Genomic DNA, 21,977 nt, shown 5'->3' with positions numbered 1-21,977 from the left:
CTCCTAAATTACTATATTTTAATAAATTTTTATTTTATTATTTTTAATCTCTTCCACCATATTTCGCTTCAATATTTTTATAATTTTCTCCCAATATTTCATTTGCAAATTTAAAAAAATCTAAATTTTCATTTTGAGCTGCAAAAACTGTTAATATTCTATCCTCATTTTCATCATCATACACATAAAATTTATTGTCTTTACTGTCAGTTCCTTTTCTTAAAAATACTCCTTCTGAAATTTCTTCATCTTCTTCTCTTTTTCCAAAAATAAGAATTCTAACAATTTTTTCTTTTTCTTTCAAATCTTTTAATTTTATTTTTTTCTCAAAATCTTTATTTTTTCCTAAAAAAACAAGTTTACAATTTAATCCATCACATCCAAATGTCCAATCAAAAATCTTTTTCTCCTTATCTATTCTTGTTTCGATATAGTCAAATTTTTTTTGATTAACAATTTGTTTTATTTGATCATCATCTGAAAGTGATTCAAAATTTTTTCTCTTTTCTTCTAAATAACTATCGTTTTCAATAGTTTCACCCTTTTCCGTATTTTCCATAAGCCTTTTATACATTTCAGTTTCTTGTAATCTTTTCATCAATTTTTCAAAGTTTTTCCCTTCCTTTGTTATCTCTCCAGAAAATTCTTTAAAAGCCAGTGTCACTTTGATTAACAAAGTAGTAATTATTTCTTTATTTTGATTATACTCAGCCACTTCCTTAGAAATCTGTTTATTCGCAATTTTATTTATAAAATCATTGACCATTCCTTCAGTATCACCTGTAACCGCTTTTAGAATACCACCAACCATAAAAAAAGTTAATTGATCAGAATAGGCTTCTTCATCAGAAATTCTGTATTTTTCTAGCAAATTTTTATTATCAAGTATTTTATCAATTTCATCCATTTTTTGCGTTATTTCATCTATTTTCTGTTTCATTAACTTAGAATTTCCATCTTCTTTTATATTTTCCGTTTCTTTTGATATATATTCAAAAAAATCTATTCCCTTCAAATAATACTGATTATTGCTAATCTTTTTAACTTTTTCAAAATACTCATTTTTTGTATCTTTGTTTTTGGAACAATTCCAGAAGTCCCTTCCCAAAACGAAATTTTTTCTATCTTCAGGAATATCCATTTTCAAATATTCTGAAATATATTTTTCCTTCTGAGAATCATTTGGTATTCCAGTCACAAAATACGATTCTATCAATCTTTCCAAGGCAACATAATTTCTTTTATCTTTCTGATAAAGTTTTTCCCATTCATCTTTACTTTCAGTTGTCCTTTTCCCATCTCCATCTTCTTCTACAAATCCTTCTCCAAATTTCTTATCCAATTTTACAGTTTCATCAATTATTTCTTGTTTAACACCTGCTTTTGACAAATCTTGCTGGATTTTTTCCTTCATTGTTAAGGCGACTAAATTTAGATTTATTAAAAAAAGGACTATGATTAGAAATATTTTTTTCATGTTATTTTACTTGTATAATATAGTTACATTATACAAGCTCCTTTCTTTAAATTTTTTATATTGATTATATATTTTTTAAATCTATTTTTTATTTTAAATATTTTTATAATTTTTTTTATTTCCACAGATACCTATCAATTTTTTTACTAATTTTATGTAAAAATAGTAAATTTAAGATCATCAGAAATCCAATTATTATAACACATAAAATTAAAATAACTAAATTAATTTCTTTATTTAAAATAACATTCCAGATTATTAAAATTCCTAAAGGGAAAATTATAAAAGAAGTTCGACTTCCTGGGGAAAATTTTCTATATCTAAGCGCATCATACATATGAGGTACTAAATGTGCAATATATACAATAAATAATGACAGTACTATTTCATACATACTAATCTCACTTGCTATAAAAAGTAATGTTGATAAAATTATAAATTCTTCAGCAATCATTAATGAAAGTGTTTCTGTAGATGGATAATTTCCCTTTTTCTTCATAAATAATTCATTTTTCATATCTTTTACAACTTTATTTTCCTCTACAAATTTTTTTATAAAAATTACTTCTTCAAATTCGTGTATCATAAATAATACTATTGCTATAAATGACAATTTATATATTTCCATTCTCACATTTCCTCCTCAAAAATTGAAATCGTAACTTCTCCCAGCTTCACTTTTTTTACCAAAAAATTTCCTTTTCTACTCGAAGCTAGATAGGCACAAGGCTCGGAAACTCCGTATACTCCGATTTGATTTTTTACAAATTCTGAACGCTCTTCAACTAAATTTTCTACTTCCAAAATTTTTTCTTTTCCAAAAAATTCTATTGGAATATTTAATTTAGTCATTGCTTCTAAAAGTCCAATTTCATCAGATTTTACCCAAGCGGATGCGGCTTTTTTTATCGAGTCCATTTCTAAATTTTGAGTTTCCATTACATAATTTATTTTTTCGATGATTTTTTCTTTCGGTGTATTTCTTTTGCAGCCGATTCCGAGAATAATATTTTTGGGAATAATTTTAGAAATTTCAATATTTTTTCTGTTTGAGACAATTATTGCTCCAGCACAATTTTTGGCATTTTCTACGATATTTTTTGGCAAATGAATGCTCACATTTTCTCCATTTACGATAAGCGAAGTAACTCTTTTGGCATCGTCCAGACTTTCCAATTTTGCTTTAATTTTTTGCGACAATGTGTCAACTGCAATTTTTCCACCAACATCAGAAGCTGTTGTAATTACTGGGATCGCTCCAATTCCATCCGCAATTTTTTTACATTCTTCATTTGCCCCTCCAAGATGTCCTGAAAGCAATGAAATCACAAAATTAGCGTGATCATCAATCGTTATAACTGCAGGATCAGTATCTTTGCTTTTAAATTTTCCTTCAATAATTCTGACAACTGCTCCAGTTGCCGCGACAAATATATGTAAATCATATTTATTAAATGTCTTTTCCAGTAAAATTGGCACTCTTTCATTTATTACAATTAAATCTTCATTATTTTCATTTTCAAGATTTAGCAAGTTAGCTACTCTTCCTGATACGTAAATATGCAAATTATTGTATACATTCTCTTTTATTTTTAAACAAGTTTTATAACCAGTTTTACTTACACAGTAAATCGCTGTTCTCATTTTTTCTCCTTTTCATATTTGATTTTTAAGCAATTTTTTATACTTATTTTTACAATTTTTCAAATATTCTATAAAGTTTACTTTTTTCTAATTTTTTTGAAAATTCTGCACTTTCTTTTTCATCATCTGACACTAATATTACCATTATTCTCAAATACATATTTTCCAATATTATATTGTATTTTATTGAATCTTCTGTCATTTTTTCATTATTTGCAACATTTTTTAAATAATAATCAGTTGCTTCTTTTATAGTTTTTATTTTAAATTCTCCATCCTGTTTCAAATCTTTTTGCATTATCTCATTAATTTTCGAAAGATTTAATAACAAATCAAAAGAGTAAACTAACTCATCTACAACACCAAATTCTCTTTTGTTTTCTTCTGATTGAAAGAAATCCTTAACTATTTTCATTTTTTCAACTTGTTTTTTAGATATTTCCTGCATTTCTTTCATTTTTTTTTCATTAGTTGCTGTATCTACAATAAGTTCGTTAAAATTTTTGCTGTCTCTTAATACATCAATATCCATCATCACTATTTCAATTAAATTATAGACAGCAGGTTCTTCCTTGTATTTTTCTTTAATTTTGTCAAAATATTCTTGAGCCTTTTTCTTTTCTCCTATTTGGTAATAATATAGCCCTGTTGCACTCCATTTTTCAAAATCGGTAATTCCTTTATCTTTTAAGTTTTCTTCATTTATTTTTTGTGCTTTTAAAGTATTCTTATTTCCACCTTTTTTCAAATACATTGCCGATAGATACTGCTTAATTACGATATTATTTTTATCTTTTTTCAGTAACATTTCTGCTCTGTCAATTAAACTGGCAATTTCATTTTGCTGTGGGATAATAGACATTTCACCTCTTGAATCTAGCAAAAAGTCCGATGTTTCATTAATTATGCTTTGCTTCACTCCTCTTTTTGAAAGTGTTTCCTGAACATTTTCCCGCAAAGTATACGCATTCAAGCCAAAATTGATTATTAAAAAAACTGTAATTGTGTAAATTATTTTTTTCATAACAAATATTCCTTCCTATTTTTTTATTTTTCTAAAAAATTTTCTACACTTCCATTCTGAAGACGTTAATCACCGCAGTTTCATAAGGATGTGCTTCCTTCACTAAATAATACGCCAGCTCCTCAAATTCTTTTTTTACTCTAAATTTCATAATTTTTTCATTGGCAACGCTCGCTTTTCCAACTTCTCCGTCAAAAGGATTCCCACCTTCCAAAGTTTTCCAATGTCCAATTCCATCAATTGTAGAATAAACATCTGCATAAAAGCCTTCTGTCAAAAGATTGTATTTTTGTAAGTTTTCCACAATTTTTTCCACATAATTTTCTGGAACAAAAACTTCAAAACAGCTGTATTTTTCTTTAAATTCTAGTTTTGAGCTCAATAAATTGTCATTTTCATAATTTAAAGTCAAATAAAAAAATGGTGTATTTTTAAACAATAATTCTAAAAATATTTTGTCGCCTTCCCACAATTCCAAATCCAAAATTTCATTTTTCGGAATCCATTTCAAATCCCCCTCATCACATTCCTTTTCCATCCCGGCAAAATCGGAACTTGTATAAACATACATGAATAAAGGCTCGTCTTCATTGTAATTAAAAATTACAAGCCCTCTGTATTTATAACTGTTCAGCTTGTATCCTGTTTCCTCCTGGACTTCCCGTATTAAACATTGCTCAGGTGTTTCCCCTGTTTCCAGTTTTCCACCAACGCCAATCCATTTCCCTTTATTTATATCGATTTTTTTCTTATTTCTGTATAGCATTAGATATTTATTATCTTTTTCAAGGTAACATAATGTCGCAATCATCTTTTTCTCCTCTTTTTACAACTTATTTTCCAAATACTTTTTTAAAATCGGAATATGACTAATTTCAGGAGTCTTGCTTGCAAAAAGTATTGTAACATTTCTTGAAGTCAGCTCGGTTTTTATTTTTTGTAAAAAGTTGTCAAAATCAGGATTTTTTTCCAGCTCGCTTAGATATCCCGCTGCAAACGTTTCAAAATTAATTCTTCCTTTGTGATAATCTTCCCTGAGTTCTTTTGTAGGTGTAATTTCCTTTGCCCAGTAATCAATTTTGGCATCTTCCTTTTTCATCCCCCTTGCCCATAGCCTGTCTGCAAACACTCTAAAACCATCATTTTTTTCAGGTTTCTCATAAATTCTTTTCCAGTTAAGTTTATTCATTTTTAATCTTTCCTTTTTTTTGATTTATATTTTTTATAATTATATCATATTTTTTAAAAAAATACTTTTAAATTTTGTAATGAGTCCAATTTGCCTTATAAAAAATAATATTATAACCAATCCACTTAAAAATTAAAGTAAAAATATGTAAAAAGCAATGGCTTACCATAGAACCTTCTGCTTTCGTTTTAAACTATAAGCTATGTATTGTTCAAAATAATATGGAAATAGCGGTTAATTTTTTATAATGTTCATAATAAAATCTTCTAAATTATTACTTAAATTTTATATCAATATAATTAACTATTTTTACTAAATGTATAATAAAAATACTTTAAAACTGAGTTCAAAAGTTATGACTATTTTATGAGAAATCCTAAAAGTATTTTTTTATAATATGTTATTAAAGGAATCCAGGTGATTTATCAAACTAACAGCACAAATAATAAAGAATTATTTTTATGATTGGGAGTACTTAAAAAGCACAATAAATCGAATTAAACAAGTTTTATCAAGAAATTTACAAATGAAAAACTAATAAGAAAATGTTATAATACTTTTTAGGAAAAATTATTAGATATGAAAAGAGGAAAGAAAAATAAAATGGTAAAAAAAGTAAAGTTTGGAAAAAAAAGTAAAAAACTAATATTTTCTATGGCATTTTTGGCTGTATCAGCATTTTCATTTGCTGAAGGGGAAGATTATCATGACTATAAGGCACTTCTAATAGGAGATGTTAATGGGAATATTATAAAGGAAGACAACAGTTTAGCAGTTCGTCCATTAGCCTCAGTTACTAAAATTATGACATCAATATTGACGCTGGATAAAATAAAAAGCGGACAAATTTCATATGATGATAAAGTGACAGTTTCATCTAAAGCTGCCTCAGTTCCGTATGGAATAAAATTAACGGCTGGAAAGCAGTATACAGTAAGAGATTTATTAAAAGCAACAATTATTAAATCGTCAAATAATGCGGCATATGCTCTTGCTGAGTACGTTGGAGGAGATGTTTCAAATTTTGTAAATTCAATGAATGAAAAAGCTAGAAGTTATGGATTAACTTCACTTAGATACTGTTCTCCAAACGGATTGCCGCCTAGCTATACAGGATCATGCATGGATCAGGGAAATGCACGTGATTTGTATAAATTGGCTCAAATAACGTTAAAAGACTATAGCGAGTATTTAAATTTTTCAAAAAATAAAGTAGACTATGTTGACAATGGAAATACAAAAGTAACTTCTACAAATACGCTTTTAGGAAATGTACTAGGAGTGGATGGAATAAAAACAGGTTACCACAATGCGGCAGGTTCTAACATTGTTTTAACGGCAAATAGAGGAAATGACAGAATGATAGCCATTATTTTAGGTTCAAACAGGGCAAAAGACAGAAATGCAATAGGGGCAAAAGAAATAAACGATTATTATGCAAATGGCTATGCAAGAAAAACAAATGTGAATAATGGCTACACTAATAAAAACACAGCTGCCAATAGCAGTTACAGTGCTGAAAATAATGGAAGTGCACAAAAAGGCAATAAAATAGAACAATTTTTCAATATGATCTTCAGAAAGAATAATAATGAAAATTCAGCTAAAAGAATGAAGATTATAAGCAAAAGTGATGTGATAGCAACAGCAACAATAGGAAATAGCAAATATAACTTATATCCATCCAAAGATGTTGAAATAACAGCTACTCAACGTCCTAACTTAAATTACACAGTAAATTTAAATTCAGGAATCACTAGAAAAAGCGTAGGAAAAATTGTAGGTACATATGTTGCAACTGACGGAACATTAACTTACAGTGGAGAATTAATTATGAAATAAAGTAAAAAGAAAAAAGAGCTGTTTTTTAACGGCTCAATTTTATTGCTTAATTAATAATTTTGAAGATAACGATTATTAAAGGAAAGGAAGTAAAATGTCAATTGGTGTATTTGACTCTGGAATTGGAGGACTTACAGTATTAAAGGAAATAAGAAAAGTTCTTCCAAGTGAAAAAATATATTATCTTGGAGACACTGCAAGAGTTCCATATGGGGAAAAGACAAAAGAATTAATTATCCGGTATTCAAAAGAAATAGTTGCATTTTTGTTAGAAAAAAACGTGAGCGCTATTGTAGTGGCCTGCAATACAGCAACAGCCTTAGCTCTAAACGAGTTAAAGGAAATATTTAAAATCCCAATTATAGGAGTAATTGAAGCAGGTGCAAGAACGGCAATAAATACCACAAAAAATGGTAAAATCGGCGTTATAGGGACAAAAGCAACGATAAAATCAGGAAAATACAAAGAAGAGATAAAACTTTTCAACACAAAGGCAGAAGTTATTCAGAAAGCATGCCCACTTTTTGTGCCAGCAGTAGAAGAAGGAATTTTAAGCGGGAAATTAGTAAATCAAATAATAAAAACATATCTTGATGATTTTGAAGGCAAAATTGACACGCTAATATTAGGATGTACTCATTATCCTTTATTAAAAGACGCTATCAGTAAAATTTATCCGAATATAAAAATAGTGGATCCGGCAAAGGAAACGGCTTTAGATTTAAAAAATATTTTACAAAAAAATGAATTTTTAAAGAATGATGCTAAAAAAAATGAAGAGGTAAAATACTATGTGACAGATGGACAGGAAAAATTTAAAGAAATTGGCATTATGTTTTTAAAAGAAGATATTAAAGAAGTGGAACTGATAAAACTATAAAATAAAAAATGAACACTCACACTATAAAAATAATTATAAAATATTTTAAGGAAAGGAAATAAATGTTTGAATACATTTCTGGAAAATTAACAATAAAAAAAATTGATTATATAGCTTTAGATATAAACGGTTTAGCATATAAAATTCATGTATCTCTAAAAACTTTTGAAAAGTTAGATAATATTGGAAGTGATGAAAAATTATACATTTATACAAATGTAAAAGAAGATGATATTTCATTATATGGATTTAAAACCCAAAATGAAAGAGAACTTTTTAAGGCGTTAATAACTATAAGCGGTGTAGGACCTAAGCTTGGAATTGCCATATTATCAACTTTTAATACACGAGAAATTATTGACATTGTAAATGAAAATGAATCAAAAATTTTCACAAGAGTTCCAGGACTAGGAGTAAAAAAAGCGCAAAAAATAATTTTAGACTTAAAAGATAAAGTAAAAAAACTGGATTTAGCAGAATCAATTGAAGAAATAAGCGATATATCATCAAGTAAATTGATAACATCAAATGCTTCAAATCCAGAATTGTTATTAATGAAAGAAGATCTAAAGCTAGCTTTAGAATCTTTGGGATATACAAATACCAATGTTGCAAAATGGATAACAGACAATGAATTAATAAAGGTAAAAGATATAAGTGAAGCCATAAAAATAATTTTACAAAAGATTCAAAAATAAAAAGAATTTAAAAGGTAAATAAAGATTTAAATCACAAAATACTTAATATATAAATTAAAAAACTAGATTTTAAGGTATCTTCTAAGAAATAAAAAACAGACTGCAAATAAAAATATGAAAAAAACCAAATTTTTTGAAAAAAAGTAGTTGACAAAGAAATCCAATTATGATAATATATATCTTGTCGATACAAAACTGTGTCGAAGGACAATTGAGATAAGAATAGAAGAAGCAATAATGTGTAAAAGATAGATAAAAGTCAAGAATGCTTATGCAAATAAGATTCTCGTCAAGACAAAGGTGAAATTAAATATATGAAGATATATTGAATGAAGAGTTTGATCCTGGCTCAGGATGAACGCTGACAGAATGCTTAACACATGCAAGTCTTTGGCGAATCTGCGCTTGCGCAGGCTAGCCAAGGCGGACGGGTGAGTAGCGCGTAAAGAACTTGCCCTGCAGACAGGGATAACAGACGGAAACGACTGACAACACCTGATACGGTTGCCGGCACGCATGTGCCAGGCAATGAAAAGCGATGCTGCAGGAGAGCTTTGCGTCCTATTAGCTTGTTGGTGAGGTAACGGCTCACCAAGGCGACGATAGGTAGCCGGCCTGAGAGGGTGAACGGCCACAAGGGGACTGAGATACGGCCCTTACTCCTACGGGAGGCAGCAGTGGGGAATATTGGACAATGGGGGCAACCCTGATCCAGCAATTCTGTGTGCACGAAGAAGGCTTTCGGGCTGTAAAGTGCTTTCAGCAGGGAAGAAGCAAGTGACGGTACCTGCAGAAGAAGCGACGGCTAAATACGTGCCAGCAGCCGCGGTAATACGTATGTCGCAAGCGTTATCCGGAATTATTGGGCATAAAGGGCATCTAGGCGGCCAGGCAAGTCTGGGGTGAAAACCTGCGGCTCAACCGCAGGCCTGCCCTGGAAACTGCGTGGCTAGAGTGCTGGAGAGGTGGACGGAACTGCACGAGTAGAGGTGAAATTCGTAGATATGTGCAGGAATGCCGATGATGAAGATAGTTCACTGGACGGCAACTGACGCTGAAGTGCGAAAGCCGGGGGAGCGAACAGGATTAGATACCCTGGTAGTCCCGGCCGTAAACGATGATTACTGGGTGTGGGCATGAAGAGTGTCCGTGCCGAAGCTAATGCGATAAGTAATCCGCCTGGGGAGTACGGCCGCAAGGCTGAAACTCAAAGGAATTGACGGGGACCCGCACAAGCGGTGGAGCATGTGGTTTAATTCGACGCAACGCGAGGAACCTTACCAGATCTTGACATCCTGCGGATGCCCGCGAGAGCGGGCAGTGCCCTCGGGAACGCAGAGACAGGTGGTGCATGGCTGTCGACAGCTCGTGTCGTGAGATGTTGGGTTAAGTCCCGCAACGAGCGCAACCCCTATCGCCAGTTGCCATCATTAGGTTGGGGACTCTGGCGAGACTGCCTGCGAAGAGCAGGAGGAAGGTGGGGATGACGTCAAGTCATCATGCCCCTTATGATCTGGGCTACACACGTGCTACAATGGCCGGTACAGAGAGCTGCGAGGCGGCGACGCCAAGCGAACCTGCAAAGCCGGTCCAAGTTCGGATTGAAGCCTGCAACTCGGCTTCATGAAGCTGGAATCGCTAGTAATCGCAGATCAGCAATGCTGCGGTGAATACGTTCTCGGGTCTTGTACACACCGCCCGTCACACCACGAGAGCTGTCTGCACCTGAAGCCGCCGGTCCAACCGCAAGGGGGAAGGCGTCTAAGGTGTGGACAGTGATTGGGGTGAAGTCGTAACAAGGTATCCGTACCGGAAGGTGCGGATGGATCACCTCCTTTCTAAGGAGCCAGTTCACTAGCTGCTTCTTCTTATGTCTCTGTTCAGGACAATGGGAAATGAATAGTAGGTAAAAGATTACAATGAACTGGAGTAAAAGTTATTCTGGAGAAAAAGCTAACAAGGGCACACGGAGGATGCCTAGGCAACAGCAGCCGATGAAGGACGTGATAAGCTGCGATAAGCCGGGAGTAGACGCACATAGTCGTTAATCCCCGGATTTCCGAATGGGCAAACCTGCATATCTGGAGGATATGCGTGAAAACGGTAAGCCCGCGAACTGAAACATCTAAGTAGCGGGAGGAAAGGAAAGTAAAAACGATTCCCTGAGTAGCGGCGAGCGAACGGGGAGAAGCCTAAACCGTGCCAGCGCCAAGCGGACAGCGTTGCTGGCACGGGGTCGTGGGACTTCCATTAACGGATTGTCATAATGTTTAAGCCATATGCATGTAAGCGGAATCAGCTGGGAAGCTGAACCAAAGAAGGTGAAAGTCCTGTAGGGCGTGAAGCGCATATGGCGACTGGAAGCACCCGAGTAGCGTCAGGCACGAGGAATCTGGCGTGAATCAGCGTGGACCATGTCACGCAAGGCTAAATACTGCTGTTGACCGATAGTGGAGAGTACCGTGAGGGAAAGGTGAAAAGAACCCTGAGCAAGGGAGTGAAACAGAATTTGAAACCGTGTGCCTACAAACGGTAGGAGCACTTTATGTGTGACTGCGTGGATTTTGGTTAATCATCCTGCGAGTTATGATTGGTGGCAAGGTTAATAAAGCGGAGCCGAAGGGAAACCGAGTCTCAATAGGGCGTTAAGTCGCCAGTCATAGACGCGAAACCTAGTGATCTAGGCCTGTCCAGGCTGAAGCTGAGGTAAGACTCAGTGGAGGGCCGAACTCACCGCCGTTGAAAAGTTGGGAGATGAGGCAGGTCTAGGGGTGAAAAGCCAATCGAACTAGGAGATAGCTCGTTCTCTCCGAAATGCATTTAGGTGTAGCCTTGACGCCAAGATATGCGGGGGTAGAGCACTGTATGGTCTAGGGGGCGTACTGCTTACCGAAACCAAGCAAACTTCGAATACCGTATATTGATCGTCAGGAGTGAGTCCATGGATGACAAGGTCCATGGACGAGAGGGGAACAGCCCAGACCGCCAGCTAAGGTCCCTAATTATGTCTAAGTGGGAAAGGAGGTGGATGTTCACAGACAACCAGGAGGTTGGCTTAGAAGCAGCCATGCCTTGAAAGAGTGCGTAACAGCTCACTGGTCGAGAGCATCTGCGCCGAAGATGTAACGGGGCTAAGACATAAACCGAAGCTGCGGAGGCGTGTCCACACGCCTGGTAGGAGAGCGTTCTGTAGGCCGTCGAAGGGACGCCGCAAGGCTTCCTGGAGGCATCAGAAGCGAGAATGCAGGAATGAGTAGCGAGAAGGCGGGCGAGAATCCCACCGGCCGGAAGTCCAAGGTTTCCAGGGGAAGGTTTGTCCGCCCTGGGGAAGTCGGGACCTAAGCATAAGCAAAACTGTGATGGCGAATGGAAAACAGGTTAATATTCCTGTACCACTATTATCGCCCGAGAGACGGAGTGACGCAGGAAGGTATGTGGGAAGGCTGACGGAATAGCCTTTCCAAGGGCGCAGCATGGACACGCAGGCAAATCCGCGTGTCTAAATGTGAGACCTGATGGGGAAGTGCATTGGCATAAGCCACAGATCCTACACTGCCGAGAAAAACTTCTATCGATGAGAAATAGTGCCCGTACTGTAAACCGACACAGGTGGACAGAGTGAGAAACTTGAGGCCGACAGGATAACTCTAGCTAAGGAACTCTGCAAAATAGCCCCGTAACTTCGGGAGAAGGGGTGCCTGACATACCTGAGGGGAGAAACACCTCAAGGGGAAACAGGCCGCAGTGAAGAGTCCCAAGCAACTGTTTACCAAAAACACAGGTCTATGCTAAGCCGGAAGGCGACGTATATGGGCTGACACCTGCCCAGTGCCGGAAGGTTAAGAGGAGGATTGAGAGATCCGATTTGAAGCCCCGGTGAACGGCGGCCGTAACTATAACGGTCCTAAGGTAGCGAAATTCCTTGTCGGGTAAGTTCCGACCTGCACGAATGGTGAAATGATTTGGGAGCTGTCTTGGCTGGAGACCTGGTGAAGTTGTAATGCCGGTGAAGATACCGGCTACCTGCAGTAGGACGGAAAGACCCCGTGGAGCTTTACTGTAGTCTGGCATTGGGTTCTGGCTGTGTGTGTATAGGATAGTTGGGAGACTGTGAAGCCTAGGCGTCAGTCTTGGCTGAGTCGCCGTTGGAATACCAACCATATGCCGCCGGAATTCTAATCTGGTGACGGAGACAGTGCTAGATGGGCAGTTTGACTGGGGCGGTCGCCTCCAAAAGAGTAACGGAGGCGTTCAAAGGTTCCCTCAGGCTGGATGGAAATCAGCCTAAGAGTGCAAACGCATAAGGGAGCTTGACTGCAAGACTGACGGGTCGAGCAGGCACGAAAGTGGGAGTTAGTGATCCGGCGGTCCCGTATGGAAGGACCGTCGCTCAACGGATAAAAGCTACCCCGGGGATAACAGGCTGATACTTCCCAAGAGTCCATATCGACGGAAGTGTTTGGCACCTCGATGTCGGCTCGTCTCATCCTGGGGCTGGAGAAGGTCCCAAGGGTTGGGCTGTTCGCCCATTAAAGAGGCACGCGAGCTGGGTTCAGAACGTCGTGAGACAGTTCGGTCCCTATCCACTGCAGGCGCCTGAATACTGAAAAGTTCTGACCTTAGTACGAGAGGACCGGGTTGGACAGACCTCTGATGTACCAGTTGTCACGCCAGTGGCATGGCTGGGTAGTCACGTCTGGAACGGATAACCGCTGAAAGCATCTAAGCGGGAAGCCGGCTTTGAGATGAGTGTTCGCAGTATCCATGGAGAACACATGGCTGATAGGCCAGGGGTGTAAGTGCAGCAATGCATTCAGCTGACTGGTACTAATATTACATCCGCTTTTTAGTTGATCTTTTACTGCTACTATTTATTTCTCATTGTCTTAACTTGACAATTTAATTAAGTTTGGTGATGCTAGCAGCAGGGATACACCCGGTCACATTTCGAACCCGGCAGTTAAGTCTGCTTACGCCTACGATACTTGGATTCGTCCCGGGAAAATAGGCAGTTGCCAAACTTTTTTTCTTTTGTGTGTCTCCGTAGCTCAGCCGGTTAGAGCATCTGACTGTTAATCAGAGGGTCGTTGGTTCGAGTCCAACCGGGGACGCCACTTTTTTTTGTGAAAATTCCATGAGGATTTAAAGAAAAAAGGCATAAAGTATTGTACAGTAGTGTATTAATGAATAGAACTGTTGTAAATATCAAGATAGTAAATTACTGCAAGAATATTGTTAACTAGACAAGAAAACTTTGTTTAAAAAGGTTTTTTGTCTTTTTTTGTTTTCAGGAAAGGAAATTTATCTTTTTTTAAGCAGTCGCTGCAATTATAAGTCATAATATTTCAGGAATAATATCGTTAAAGGAGAAGGGAATAGACAGTCCCAAAAAGCTTGAAGGTCATAAGTACGCTATATAGGATGATGAAATAGAAAAAGCAATATTAAAGAAAATCATAACTGATGACAGAGGAGATTTCAGCAAAGTTAAAATGATTCCAAACGCAGTAACAGATATGGTTACAGCACTTAAGACAGATATAAATGCTGTGTGGGTGTATTATGCATGGGATAGAATTGCAACAGAGCTTGCAGGACTACGGAATATTTAAAATAGATAAACTATCTCAAAAAAGAAAAATACTTACACATTTTTTTATTTTCTGAATATATTAATATTCAAAGAGTTTATATTTTTTAAATAGCTCTATGTCAAGTATGGGGTGATAAAAAGTTCAATAAGCTTAAGGATTTCTAAGTTTAATAAGCTTTTTTAAGTTGTTGAATTCTTGTTCACCCTACAGATATTATAGAGCTTATATTTTAAGATAATAAATAAATTAGTTACATTTCAAATACAAATCATGAAAATCAGAATAATATAAGTATACATATAAAATTATATAATTATGAAAAAATTTTTTCAATAAAATTTGAAAAAATAAAAATCTTGAAAAATATGAAAATCAGTATATATTATTAGTATAAGGAGACAAAATGGTAAAAAAGAGGTATTTTGAAATTATTAATCTGGTAATAAATTCAAATGATGAAATTACAATAAAAGATATTTCAAACTTATACAATATAACTGAAAGAAGTATCCGCTATGATATTGATGAGTTAAATGTATTTTTTCAGGAAAAGAATAATAAAGACATCGTTGAAATAAATAACAATAGATTAAAAATTTTATATTCAGAAAATGAAATAGAAGATATTGTGGAAAACATTAAAGAAAAGGAATATTTTTTGTCAGAAAATGAAAGGGTAAACATGTTATCTTATGAAATATTTCTTTCTAAAAATGAATTTATATTGCAGTATTTCACTGAAAAATATAATTTAAGTAAAACAACCGTAAGATATTCATTAAAAGAATTAAATAAAATTATTAGTGAATATGACCTTGTAATCGATATGAACAACAATAGAGGATATAAGATTATTGGAAGTGAAATAAATATAAGAAAATATATGATTAATATATTGAGGGAATATATGAAGAACACAAAGGAAAAGAAAATAGAATATGATCCCTTAAAAAAAATAATACAGAAATTTTATAAAAAAAGCAGAATAGAAAGATCTAAAAATACAATTAATAAAATACTGGATTATACAGAAAAAACAATCAGTGATGAAGCGTTTGAAACATTACAGCTATTTCTGTTTATTTCTCAGATAAGAAATGAAAATAGATACGAAATAGAAGAAGATGTGGAAAATAAAATTTTTCTTTCGAAAACAGTGGAATTTAATAAAATTAAGGAAATATTGGAAAAAGTTGAAAATATAAAAGAAAAAGATATTTATTATTTTGTTGATTTTTTTCTGGGTTCATATTCATATAACTCGGAATATTCCTATTTTTTAAACTGGATTTTGATAGAAAGCCTGATAGATCAATTTATAAAGTTGTTAAGTGATAGCTTGGGAATAAATCTTACAGAGGATAAAATTTTAAGGAAAGAATTGCTTAATCATATAAAACCTGCAATTTATCGAATGAAAAATAAATTTAAACTGACAGAAAGTATTTTAAGCGAAGTCAAAAAACAGTATATGGAACTTTTTGTAAAAACAAAATCAAGTTTGAAAATAATTTCTGATTTTATAAATTTGTCATTTGATGAAGATGAAGCGGCTTTTATTACTGTTATGATTCAAAGGGCTATAATGAGAAATAATCCTGCAACACTGTTCAAGAAAGATACTGACATATTGATTGTATGTGGATTGGGATATAGCAGTTCAAGATTTTTATATGAAAACATTAATAACAGATTTCAGGTTAACATAATTGATATAATACCTTTTAATCAGCTGGAAAATTACAATTATCTGGAAAAAGCTGATATCATTATATCAACATTGAATTTTAAGCTGGATGGTATAGATGTAATAACAGTTAATCCCATCATGAATGAAAAGGATATTTTAAAATTAAAAAATTATGGTCTTCCTGAAAAAAGATCAAAAATAAAGTTGACAGAGTTGTTAAATGTTATAAAGAAAATAACGGATGAATCAGAATTAAAAAAACAGCTGATGAAAAATTTTGAAGAGAACATTTATGATGACACGGAATCAAAAGCAGAAATTGGTAAAAGTTTTGTAGAATTACTTTCTGAAAAAAATATTAAGTTAAATGTCGATGCAAATGACCTTGAGGAAGTAATAGAAATTACAGGTAAGACAATGATTGATTCAGGGCTTGTGAAGAAAAAATATACAGAAGAATTGAAAAATCAGATTATACAGTATGGAAAATATATTCTGGTTGGTAATAAAACAATTTTGCCTCATGGACAGCTTTTAAAAAATGTAAAGGAAACAGGTTTTTCATTAATAACATTAAAAAAGGAAATAGATTTTTTTGGGAGTGAAATAAGAATAGTTATATGCCTTGCATCAAGAAATAAAGATGAGCATTTACGGGCTATACTTGAATTAAACAGATATTTGAAAAATCCTGATTTTGAGAATGAACTGTTAAATAAAGAGAATCCCGAAGAACTGATAGATTATTTGAAATTTCTAGAAATGGCTGATATTTGAATATTATAGAAGTTATTTCTGAAAAATGGAGTTGACTAAATTTATTAAATACAGGAGATAGAAAAATGGAGAATTTTATTAATAAGGATAACATTATTTTAGATTTGGAAACGGAAAATAAGAAAGAAATAATTAATAAAATGATAGATACAATATCTAATGAAAAATTAGTTGATAAGGAAAAATTTTTTGAAGATGTTCTGAAAAGGGAAAAAATGGAAAATACCGTTGTGGGATTTAAAGTAGCAATTCCTCATGGGAAATCAGAATTTATAAATTCTCCTCAGATAGTATTTGCAAAATTAAAAAAGGAAATTTTCTGGGGAGATCCGGATGAAAAGGTGAAATATATATTTCTTCTTGGGGTTCCTTCAGCTTCAGCAGGGGAACATATAAAAATTTTAATGAAACTTTCAAAAAAGATACTGGAGGAAAAATTTAGGGAAAAATTGGAAATAACAGATGACAAGGAAGAATTATTAAAAATTATTATTGAGTAAATGAAAGTAAAAAATAAACTGATATAAGGAGAAGAATTATTATGAAAAAAATTGTAGCAGTCTGTGCTTGTCCGATGGGACTGGCACATACATTCATGGCGGCAGATTCTTTAGAAAAGGCGGCAAAAGAACTGGGTGTAGAAATTAAAATAGAAACACAGGGAGCAGATGGAATTCAGAATGAACTTACAAAGAAAGATATAGCGGAATCAGATGCAATTATTCTTGCGTTGGCAATTACTCCACAAGGTATGGAGCGTTTTGAAGGTTATGATCCTTATGAAATTACTTTAAAAGAAGCCATCAGAGAAGGAAAAGAAATTTTGGGAGAAATAGTTGAAGAAATAGGATAATTTAATAAAGAATTGCATAAATATAGCAAAAAAATAAAAATTATAAAAAGAAATATGGGAGGTATTTAAAATGGCTCAATTAAAAAGAAAAAGAAAAAACAGTTTCTGGCAGGAATTTTATAAACATCTTATGACAGGTATATCCTATATGATACCTGTACTTATAATGGGAGGACTTATTGGTGCATTTTCTCAGGTAATTCCTTACGTAATATTTAAAATTGATCCAAGTGTATCAATTTTGGATGCAATAAAGACAGGACAGTATACAGGAATGAACTTACAGTTATTAAAATTGGCTTCATTGATGGAAAGTTTTGGATTTACATTATTTGGTTTTGCTATCCCAATGTTTGCGGCATTTGTGGCAAATTCTATAGGTGGTAAGACAGCCCTTGCTGCAGGATTTATAGGAGGTTACGTTGCAAATAAGCCTGTAGCCACTATAGGAATGGTTGATGGAGTTCTGGATAAAATTACACCGGTTCCTTCAGGATTTTTAGGGGCGTTTATTATTGCAATGATAATAGGGTATTTTGTAAAATATTTAAATAAGAGCATCAATTTACCAAAAAAATGGCTTGCATTTAAATCTACATTTCTAATACCTTTACTTTCTTCGCTTTTCTGTATGTTTGTGATGGTATTTGTAATAACTCCTGTTGGAGGATGGATAAATCTCCAAATTAGAGCACTTCTTGAAGCGGCAGGAGCAGCAGGACAGTTTGCATATGCTCTTGTACTTTCGGCAACTACAGCTTTTGATTTAGGAGGGCCTGTAAATAAGGCTGCAGGATTCGTGGCTTTAGGATTTACTACTGAGAAAGTTCTTCCGATTACAGCAAGAACAATAGCAATAGTTACTCCATCAATAGGTCTTGGACTGTCAACTCTGATAGACAAGAAATTAGTTGGAAGAAGAGTTTATAACAGTGAATTTTACGATGCAGGTAAGACATCCATTTTCCTTGCTTTTATGGGAATTTCAGAAGGAGCAATTCCTTTTGCACTTGAAAATCCTGGATTTACAATTCCTTTATACGTAGTTTCTTCGGTTATAGGGGCATTTTCAGGAATAGCTTTAGGTGCAGTACAATGGTTTCCTGAATCAGCAGTCTGGGCATGGCCTCTTGTAAAAAATCTTCCTGCATATATGATAGGAATAGCTGTAGGATCAATAATAATTGCAGTATGTAATGTGCTGTACAGAAATAAGCTTATAAAAGATGGTAAGCTGGAAGTGGATGAGTATTAATATGAATAAAAAATATGATTTTCCGATTATCCCGCATACACACTGGGACAGGGAATGGTACTTTACAACTTCCCGTTCTAAAATATATTCCCTGAATCATTTCAAGGAAATATTTGATGTACTGGAAAACAATAAAAACTTCAGTCATTTTCTTCTGGATGCGCAGCTATCCATTATAGATGACTATCTTGAATTTCATCCCTATGATGAAGATAGAATAAAAAAGCTTGTTAGAGAAGGCAAACTTATAATAGGACCATGGTATACACAGACAGACCAGATGGTAATAAGCGGAGAATCCATTATAAGGAATTTGTATTATGGAATAGAAAGGGCAAAAGATTTTGGAGCATATATGAAAACAGGATATATGCCTGATTCTTTTGGTCAGTCGGCTCAGATGCCACAGTTGCTTAATGGTTTTAACATAAAATACAATACCTTTAAAAGAGGGCTAGGGGATAGTCATTATCCTAAAAATGAGTTTTATTGGGAATCTCCTGATGGAAGCAGGGTTTTCAATATGTATCTTGACAGATATGGAAATTTTGTTTATTTTACATCTGAAACAGATAGTTTGAATAATTTAATGGCGAAATTGAAGGAAGAAACAGACAGAAGATCTCTAATAGGGACATTGATATTATATAATGGTGAAGATCAGAGACCAATTAGAAAAAATCTTCCTGAAATTATAGAAAAACTTAATAAGCTTAATCCTGATAGTAATTTTTACATATCTACCATTGATAATGTAATGGAGAAAGCGGAAAACAATGGATTTCGGTATGATACTGTAAAAGGGGAAATGACATCGGGACAATTCAGCAGGGTTCATAAATCTATATATTCTACAAGAGCTGACTTAAAGATAAAGAATAATAAGAATGAAAATCTTATAGTAAATATATCGGAGCCTTTAAGTTCAATAGCATATAAATCAGGCTTTGAATATGAAAATAAAGTTTTTGAAAAGGCATGGAAGCTTATGGCTGAAAATGCCGCTCATGACAGTATCGGTATGTGTAATTCTGATGAAACAAATAACAGTATTGAATATAGAAATGATACTGTAAAATCTCTAATGGATAATCTGAATGATTTAAAGATGAGAGAAATAGGATCAGCTATTCCTGAAAAAGATATTTTTCAGTTTCAAGTATATAATTTTCTTCCATACAGAAGAAGTGGAGTTTTAAAGACTGAAATTTTTACTCCTTTTACTGATGTAGAAATTTACGATACTGATGGTAATATATACGAAACCAAAGTTCTAAAAAGTGAAAAGCTTGAGGAAAGAATAAAAAATAAAATGAAATCGGAAGTAGGATTCAATACTAATGATAATCCCCGTTGGATAAAGGAAAATGCAGAAATATATAAAACTGAGTTGCTGATTTACCTGAAAGACATGTTACCTTTAGGATACAGAACACTATTTACGAGAAAAAAAGAGTCAGCTGTTAAGGTTTATGAATGCAGTACTGAAATGAATCAAATTGAAAATGAAATTTTGAATGTGAGAGTTCAGAAAAATGGTTCAATAATCATAAAAGATAAAAAGAATAATTTAGAAAAAGAAGGTTTTTTGATTTTTGAAGATTCTGGAGATGCAGGAGATACTTATGATTATTCAGAGCCTTATAACGACAGGATTTTAACAAGTGAAAATTCTGAAATCGAAATATTGGAAACAGAAAAAAATTCGCTGTTAAATAAAATAAAATATTCTGTAAAAATGAATATTCCTCATAATTTGACATCAAGAGAACAGGAACAAGATAATATCCAGATAGAATTTTTGGTAACTCTATCACTGGAAAAAGACAGTTCTCTTGTAAAAGTAGATATAGAAGTTGAAAATAAAGCTATAGAACATCGTGTACGTGTATTGTTTAAAACAGGAATAGAAAGTGTTGAATCTATTGCTGATCAGCAATTTGGAACAATTAGAAGGCCTGTTTATCTTTCTGAAGTTGAAAACTGGCGGGAAAATAGCTGGAATGAAAAACCTAGAACAATAGAACCAATGCAATCTTTTGTATCTCTTGCTAATGACCATGAAAATGTAAGCATTATAACAGATTGTGTAAGGGAATATCAGATTACAGGTGAAAAATTTGATACAATAGCACTCACTTTATTCAGATCAACACCAGAAATGGGAAAAGCAGAGCTTAAAGATAGACCTGGAAGAGCTTCAGGAATGGCTAACTGGGAAACACCTGATGCAAACCTGCTGAAAAATCTGAAGTTTAATTTTGCTATTTCTATTGGAAAGAATGAATATTCAATTTCAAAAATTTCGAATATATCTAAGGAATACTTAACTCCTTTCTATTATTATCAGGCTGCGGAATTTAAAAATGTGGATATTTTCTTTTTAATGAATAAACCTGAAATTCAGGATGTTCCATTTGATTATTCAATATTTTCTTCAGAAAATAGAAATTGTATTCTCAGCACTGTGAAAAAAGCAGAAAAGGAAAATGCATTAATTATTAGAGTATATAATCCTGATGATAAAAAGTCTACTGATTTTGACATTATATATCACGATGATATTAAAAATACATCTTTAGTAAAATTTGATGAAGAAACAGTTATGGATAATGTTGAATTCAGTTTTGCTGGAAATAAAATTAAAATTAATAATGTAAAAACTTGTCAGGTTTTGAGTATCAAGGTTAAATAATAAACATAAAAAATGGAAATGTCTCAAAAATAGAAGAAATAAGGGCTGTCTCAAAATGATTAAAATTTTGAGTTCAGCTTTTTTTGTTTAAAAAAAGAAAAAAACGAAATAAAATCTCGGTAAAATGGTATAATTGAATTATGACAAAAAACAATAACCATTCAATTAATTGTACTACATTTTTTCAAATTATCAATTGTTTTCGCCTATGGATATTGGAGTTAATATCTCCGAATCATCACCTGTTAGAGTAATTAGCAAATTATTGGAGGGATTGGACTATAGATATTTAATGCAAGCATACTCTAAAAACAGGCAGGGATGCAACGTTTATGAGAATGAAGGAGGACTACATGAAA

The 21,977-nt window shown here is 33.5% G+C and carries 14 protein-coding genes, 1 tRNA gene, 3 rRNA genes and 1 pseudogene; 13 read left to right on the top strand and 6 right to left on the bottom strand.

Annotated features, from left to right (window positions below; translation table 11 throughout):
- Nucleotides 1–43: 43 nt before the first annotated feature.
- The 6 genes from HW275_RS03680 to HW275_RS03655 form a co-directional block, all read right to left on the bottom strand.
- On the bottom strand, nt 44–1,414 hold the full coding sequence (locus HW275_RS03680) for a hypothetical protein (RefSeq protein ID WP_255460006.1): 1,371 nt from the start codon (nt 1,412–1,414) through the stop codon (nt 44–46).
- 178 nt (nt 1,415–1,592) lie between these two features.
- The gene (locus tag HW275_RS03675; RefSeq protein ID WP_178935238.1) at nt 1,593–2,105 is read right to left on the bottom strand and encodes an HXXEE domain-containing protein; all 513 of its coding nucleotides are present in this window, start codon (nt 2,103–2,105) and stop codon (nt 1,593–1,595) included.
- A 2-nt stretch (nt 2,106–2,107) separates the two neighbouring features.
- Nucleotides 2,108–3,121, bottom strand: coding sequence for a cobalt-precorrin 5A hydrolase (gene cbiG, locus HW275_RS03670; protein WP_178935237.1), 1,014 nt, complete (start codon nt 3,119–3,121; stop codon nt 2,108–2,110).
- 49 nt (nt 3,122–3,170) lie between these two features.
- Nucleotides 3,171–4,145, bottom strand: coding sequence for a hypothetical protein (locus tag HW275_RS03665; protein WP_178935236.1), 975 nt, complete (start codon nt 4,143–4,145; stop codon nt 3,171–3,173).
- Between the two features lie 43 nt (nt 4,146–4,188).
- Entirely contained in the window at nt 4,189–4,956 is a 768-nt protein-coding gene (locus tag HW275_RS03660) for an NUDIX domain-containing protein (protein ID WP_178935235.1), read from the bottom strand.
- A gap of 15 nt (nt 4,957–4,971) precedes the next feature.
- Nucleotides 4,972–5,334 carry a DUF488 domain-containing protein gene (locus HW275_RS03655; RefSeq protein ID WP_178935234.1) on the bottom strand — a complete coding sequence of 121 codons (363 nt, stop codon included), beginning with the start codon at nt 5,332–5,334 and terminating at the stop codon, nt 4,972–4,974.
- 603 nt (nt 5,335–5,937) lie between these two features.
- Here HW275_RS03655 and HW275_RS03650 point away from each other — a divergent pair.
- From HW275_RS03650 to HW275_RS03590, 13 genes and pseudogenes are all read left to right on the top strand, one after another.
- A complete protein-coding gene (locus tag HW275_RS03650; RefSeq protein WP_178935233.1) occupies nt 5,938–7,176 on the top strand; it encodes a D-alanyl-D-alanine carboxypeptidase family protein in 1,239 nt (412 codons plus the stop codon).
- A 94-nt stretch (nt 7,177–7,270) separates the two neighbouring features.
- Nucleotides 7,271–8,056, top strand: a complete 786-nt coding sequence (gene murI, locus HW275_RS03645) for a glutamate racemase (RefSeq protein ID WP_178935232.1) — start codon at nt 7,271–7,273, stop codon at nt 8,054–8,056.
- A gap of 62 nt (nt 8,057–8,118) precedes the next feature.
- Entirely contained in the window at nt 8,119–8,754 is a 636-nt protein-coding gene (gene ruvA, locus HW275_RS03640) for a Holliday junction branch migration protein RuvA (protein ID WP_178935231.1), read from the top strand.
- Between the two features lie 326 nt (nt 8,755–9,080).
- Nucleotides 9,081–10,592: ribosomal RNA gene (locus HW275_RS03635) — 16S ribosomal RNA — on the top strand.
- Between the two features lie 108 nt (nt 10,593–10,700).
- Nucleotides 10,701–13,605 (top strand): 23S ribosomal RNA (locus HW275_RS03630).
- 57 nt (nt 13,606–13,662) lie between these two features.
- A 5S ribosomal RNA gene (gene rrf / locus HW275_RS03625) occupies nt 13,663–13,775 on the top strand.
- Together the 16S, 23S and 5S rRNA genes with 1 tRNA gene alongside form the textbook arrangement of a ribosomal RNA operon.
- Before the next feature lie 16 nt (nt 13,776–13,791).
- Nucleotides 13,792–13,868: transfer RNA gene (locus HW275_RS03620), tRNA-Asn, on the top strand.
- Between the two features lie 213 nt (nt 13,869–14,081).
- Nucleotides 14,082–14,366, top strand: a pseudogene (locus HW275_RS03615) (ABC transporter substrate-binding protein).
- Between the two features lie 385 nt (nt 14,367–14,751).
- Entirely contained in the window at nt 14,752–16,815 is a 2,064-nt protein-coding gene (locus HW275_RS03610) for a transcription antiterminator (protein ID WP_178935230.1), read from the top strand.
- A 65-nt stretch (nt 16,816–16,880) separates the two neighbouring features.
- On the top strand, nt 16,881–17,315 hold the full coding sequence (locus HW275_RS03605) for a PTS sugar transporter subunit IIA (protein ID WP_178935229.1): 435 nt from the start codon (nt 16,881–16,883) through the stop codon (nt 17,313–17,315).
- Nucleotides 17,316–17,356: 41 nt separating this feature from the next.
- Entirely contained in the window at nt 17,357–17,668 is a 312-nt protein-coding gene (locus HW275_RS03600) for a PTS fructose transporter subunit IIB (RefSeq protein WP_218975084.1), read from the top strand.
- Nucleotides 17,669–17,738: 70 nt separating this feature from the next.
- Nucleotides 17,739–18,923, top strand: coding sequence for a PTS fructose transporter subunit IIC (locus HW275_RS03595; RefSeq protein WP_178935228.1), 1,185 nt, complete (start codon nt 17,739–17,741; stop codon nt 18,921–18,923).
- Nucleotide 18,924: 1 nt separating this feature from the next.
- Nucleotides 18,925–21,618: a glycoside hydrolase family 38 C-terminal domain-containing protein gene (locus tag HW275_RS03590; protein ID WP_255460005.1), complete on the top strand. Its 2,694-nt coding sequence runs from the start codon at nt 18,925–18,927 to the stop codon at nt 21,616–21,618.
- The last annotated feature ends 359 nt before the right edge of the window (nt 21,619–21,977 follow it).

The sequence above is a fragment of the Leptotrichia sp. oral taxon 223 genome, assembly GCF_013394795.1.
Taxonomy (GTDB): Bacteria; Fusobacteriota; Fusobacteriia; order Fusobacteriales; family Leptotrichiaceae; genus Leptotrichia.
The sequence above is the reverse complement of the archived record's forward strand: the minus strand, read 5'-3'. Positions and strand labels throughout refer to the sequence as shown.

Coding starts and splice junctions, on each gene's coding strand:
- HW275_RS03680 (WP_255460006.1), bottom strand. CDS start 1,414: ATGAAGGAAAAAATCCAGCAAGATTTGTCAAAAGCAGGTGTTAAACAA.
- HW275_RS03675 (WP_178935238.1), bottom strand. CDS start 2,105: ATGGAAATATATAAATTGTCATTTATAGCAATAGTATTATTTATGATA.
- cbiG (WP_178935237.1), bottom strand. CDS start 3,121: ATGAGAACAGCGATTTACTGTGTAAGTAAAACTGGTTATAAAACTTGT.
- HW275_RS03665 (WP_178935236.1), bottom strand. CDS start 4,145: ATGAAAAAAATAATTTACACAATTACAGTTTTTTTAATAATCAATTTT.
- HW275_RS03660 (WP_178935235.1), bottom strand. CDS start 4,956: ATGATTGCGACATTATGTTACCTTGAAAAAGATAATAAATATCTAATG.
- HW275_RS03655 (WP_178935234.1), bottom strand. CDS start 5,334: ATGAATAAACTTAACTGGAAAAGAATTTATGAGAAACCTGAAAAAAAT.
- HW275_RS03650 (WP_178935233.1), top strand. CDS start 5,938: ATGGTAAAAAAAGTAAAGTTTGGAAAAAAAAGTAAAAAACTAATATTT.
- murI (WP_178935232.1), top strand. CDS start 7,271: ATGTCAATTGGTGTATTTGACTCTGGAATTGGAGGACTTACAGTATTA.
- ruvA (WP_178935231.1), top strand. CDS start 8,119: ATGTTTGAATACATTTCTGGAAAATTAACAATAAAAAAAATTGATTAT.
- HW275_RS03610 (WP_178935230.1), top strand. CDS start 14,752: ATGGTAAAAAAGAGGTATTTTGAAATTATTAATCTGGTAATAAATTCA.
- HW275_RS03605 (WP_178935229.1), top strand. CDS start 16,881: ATGGAGAATTTTATTAATAAGGATAACATTATTTTAGATTTGGAAACG.
- HW275_RS03600 (WP_218975084.1), top strand. CDS start 17,357: ATGAAAAAAATTGTAGCAGTCTGTGCTTGTCCGATGGGACTGGCACAT.
- HW275_RS03595 (WP_178935228.1), top strand. CDS start 17,739: ATGGCTCAATTAAAAAGAAAAAGAAAAAACAGTTTCTGGCAGGAATTT.
- HW275_RS03590 (WP_255460005.1), top strand. CDS start 18,925: ATGAATAAAAAATATGATTTTCCGATTATCCCGCATACACACTGGGAC.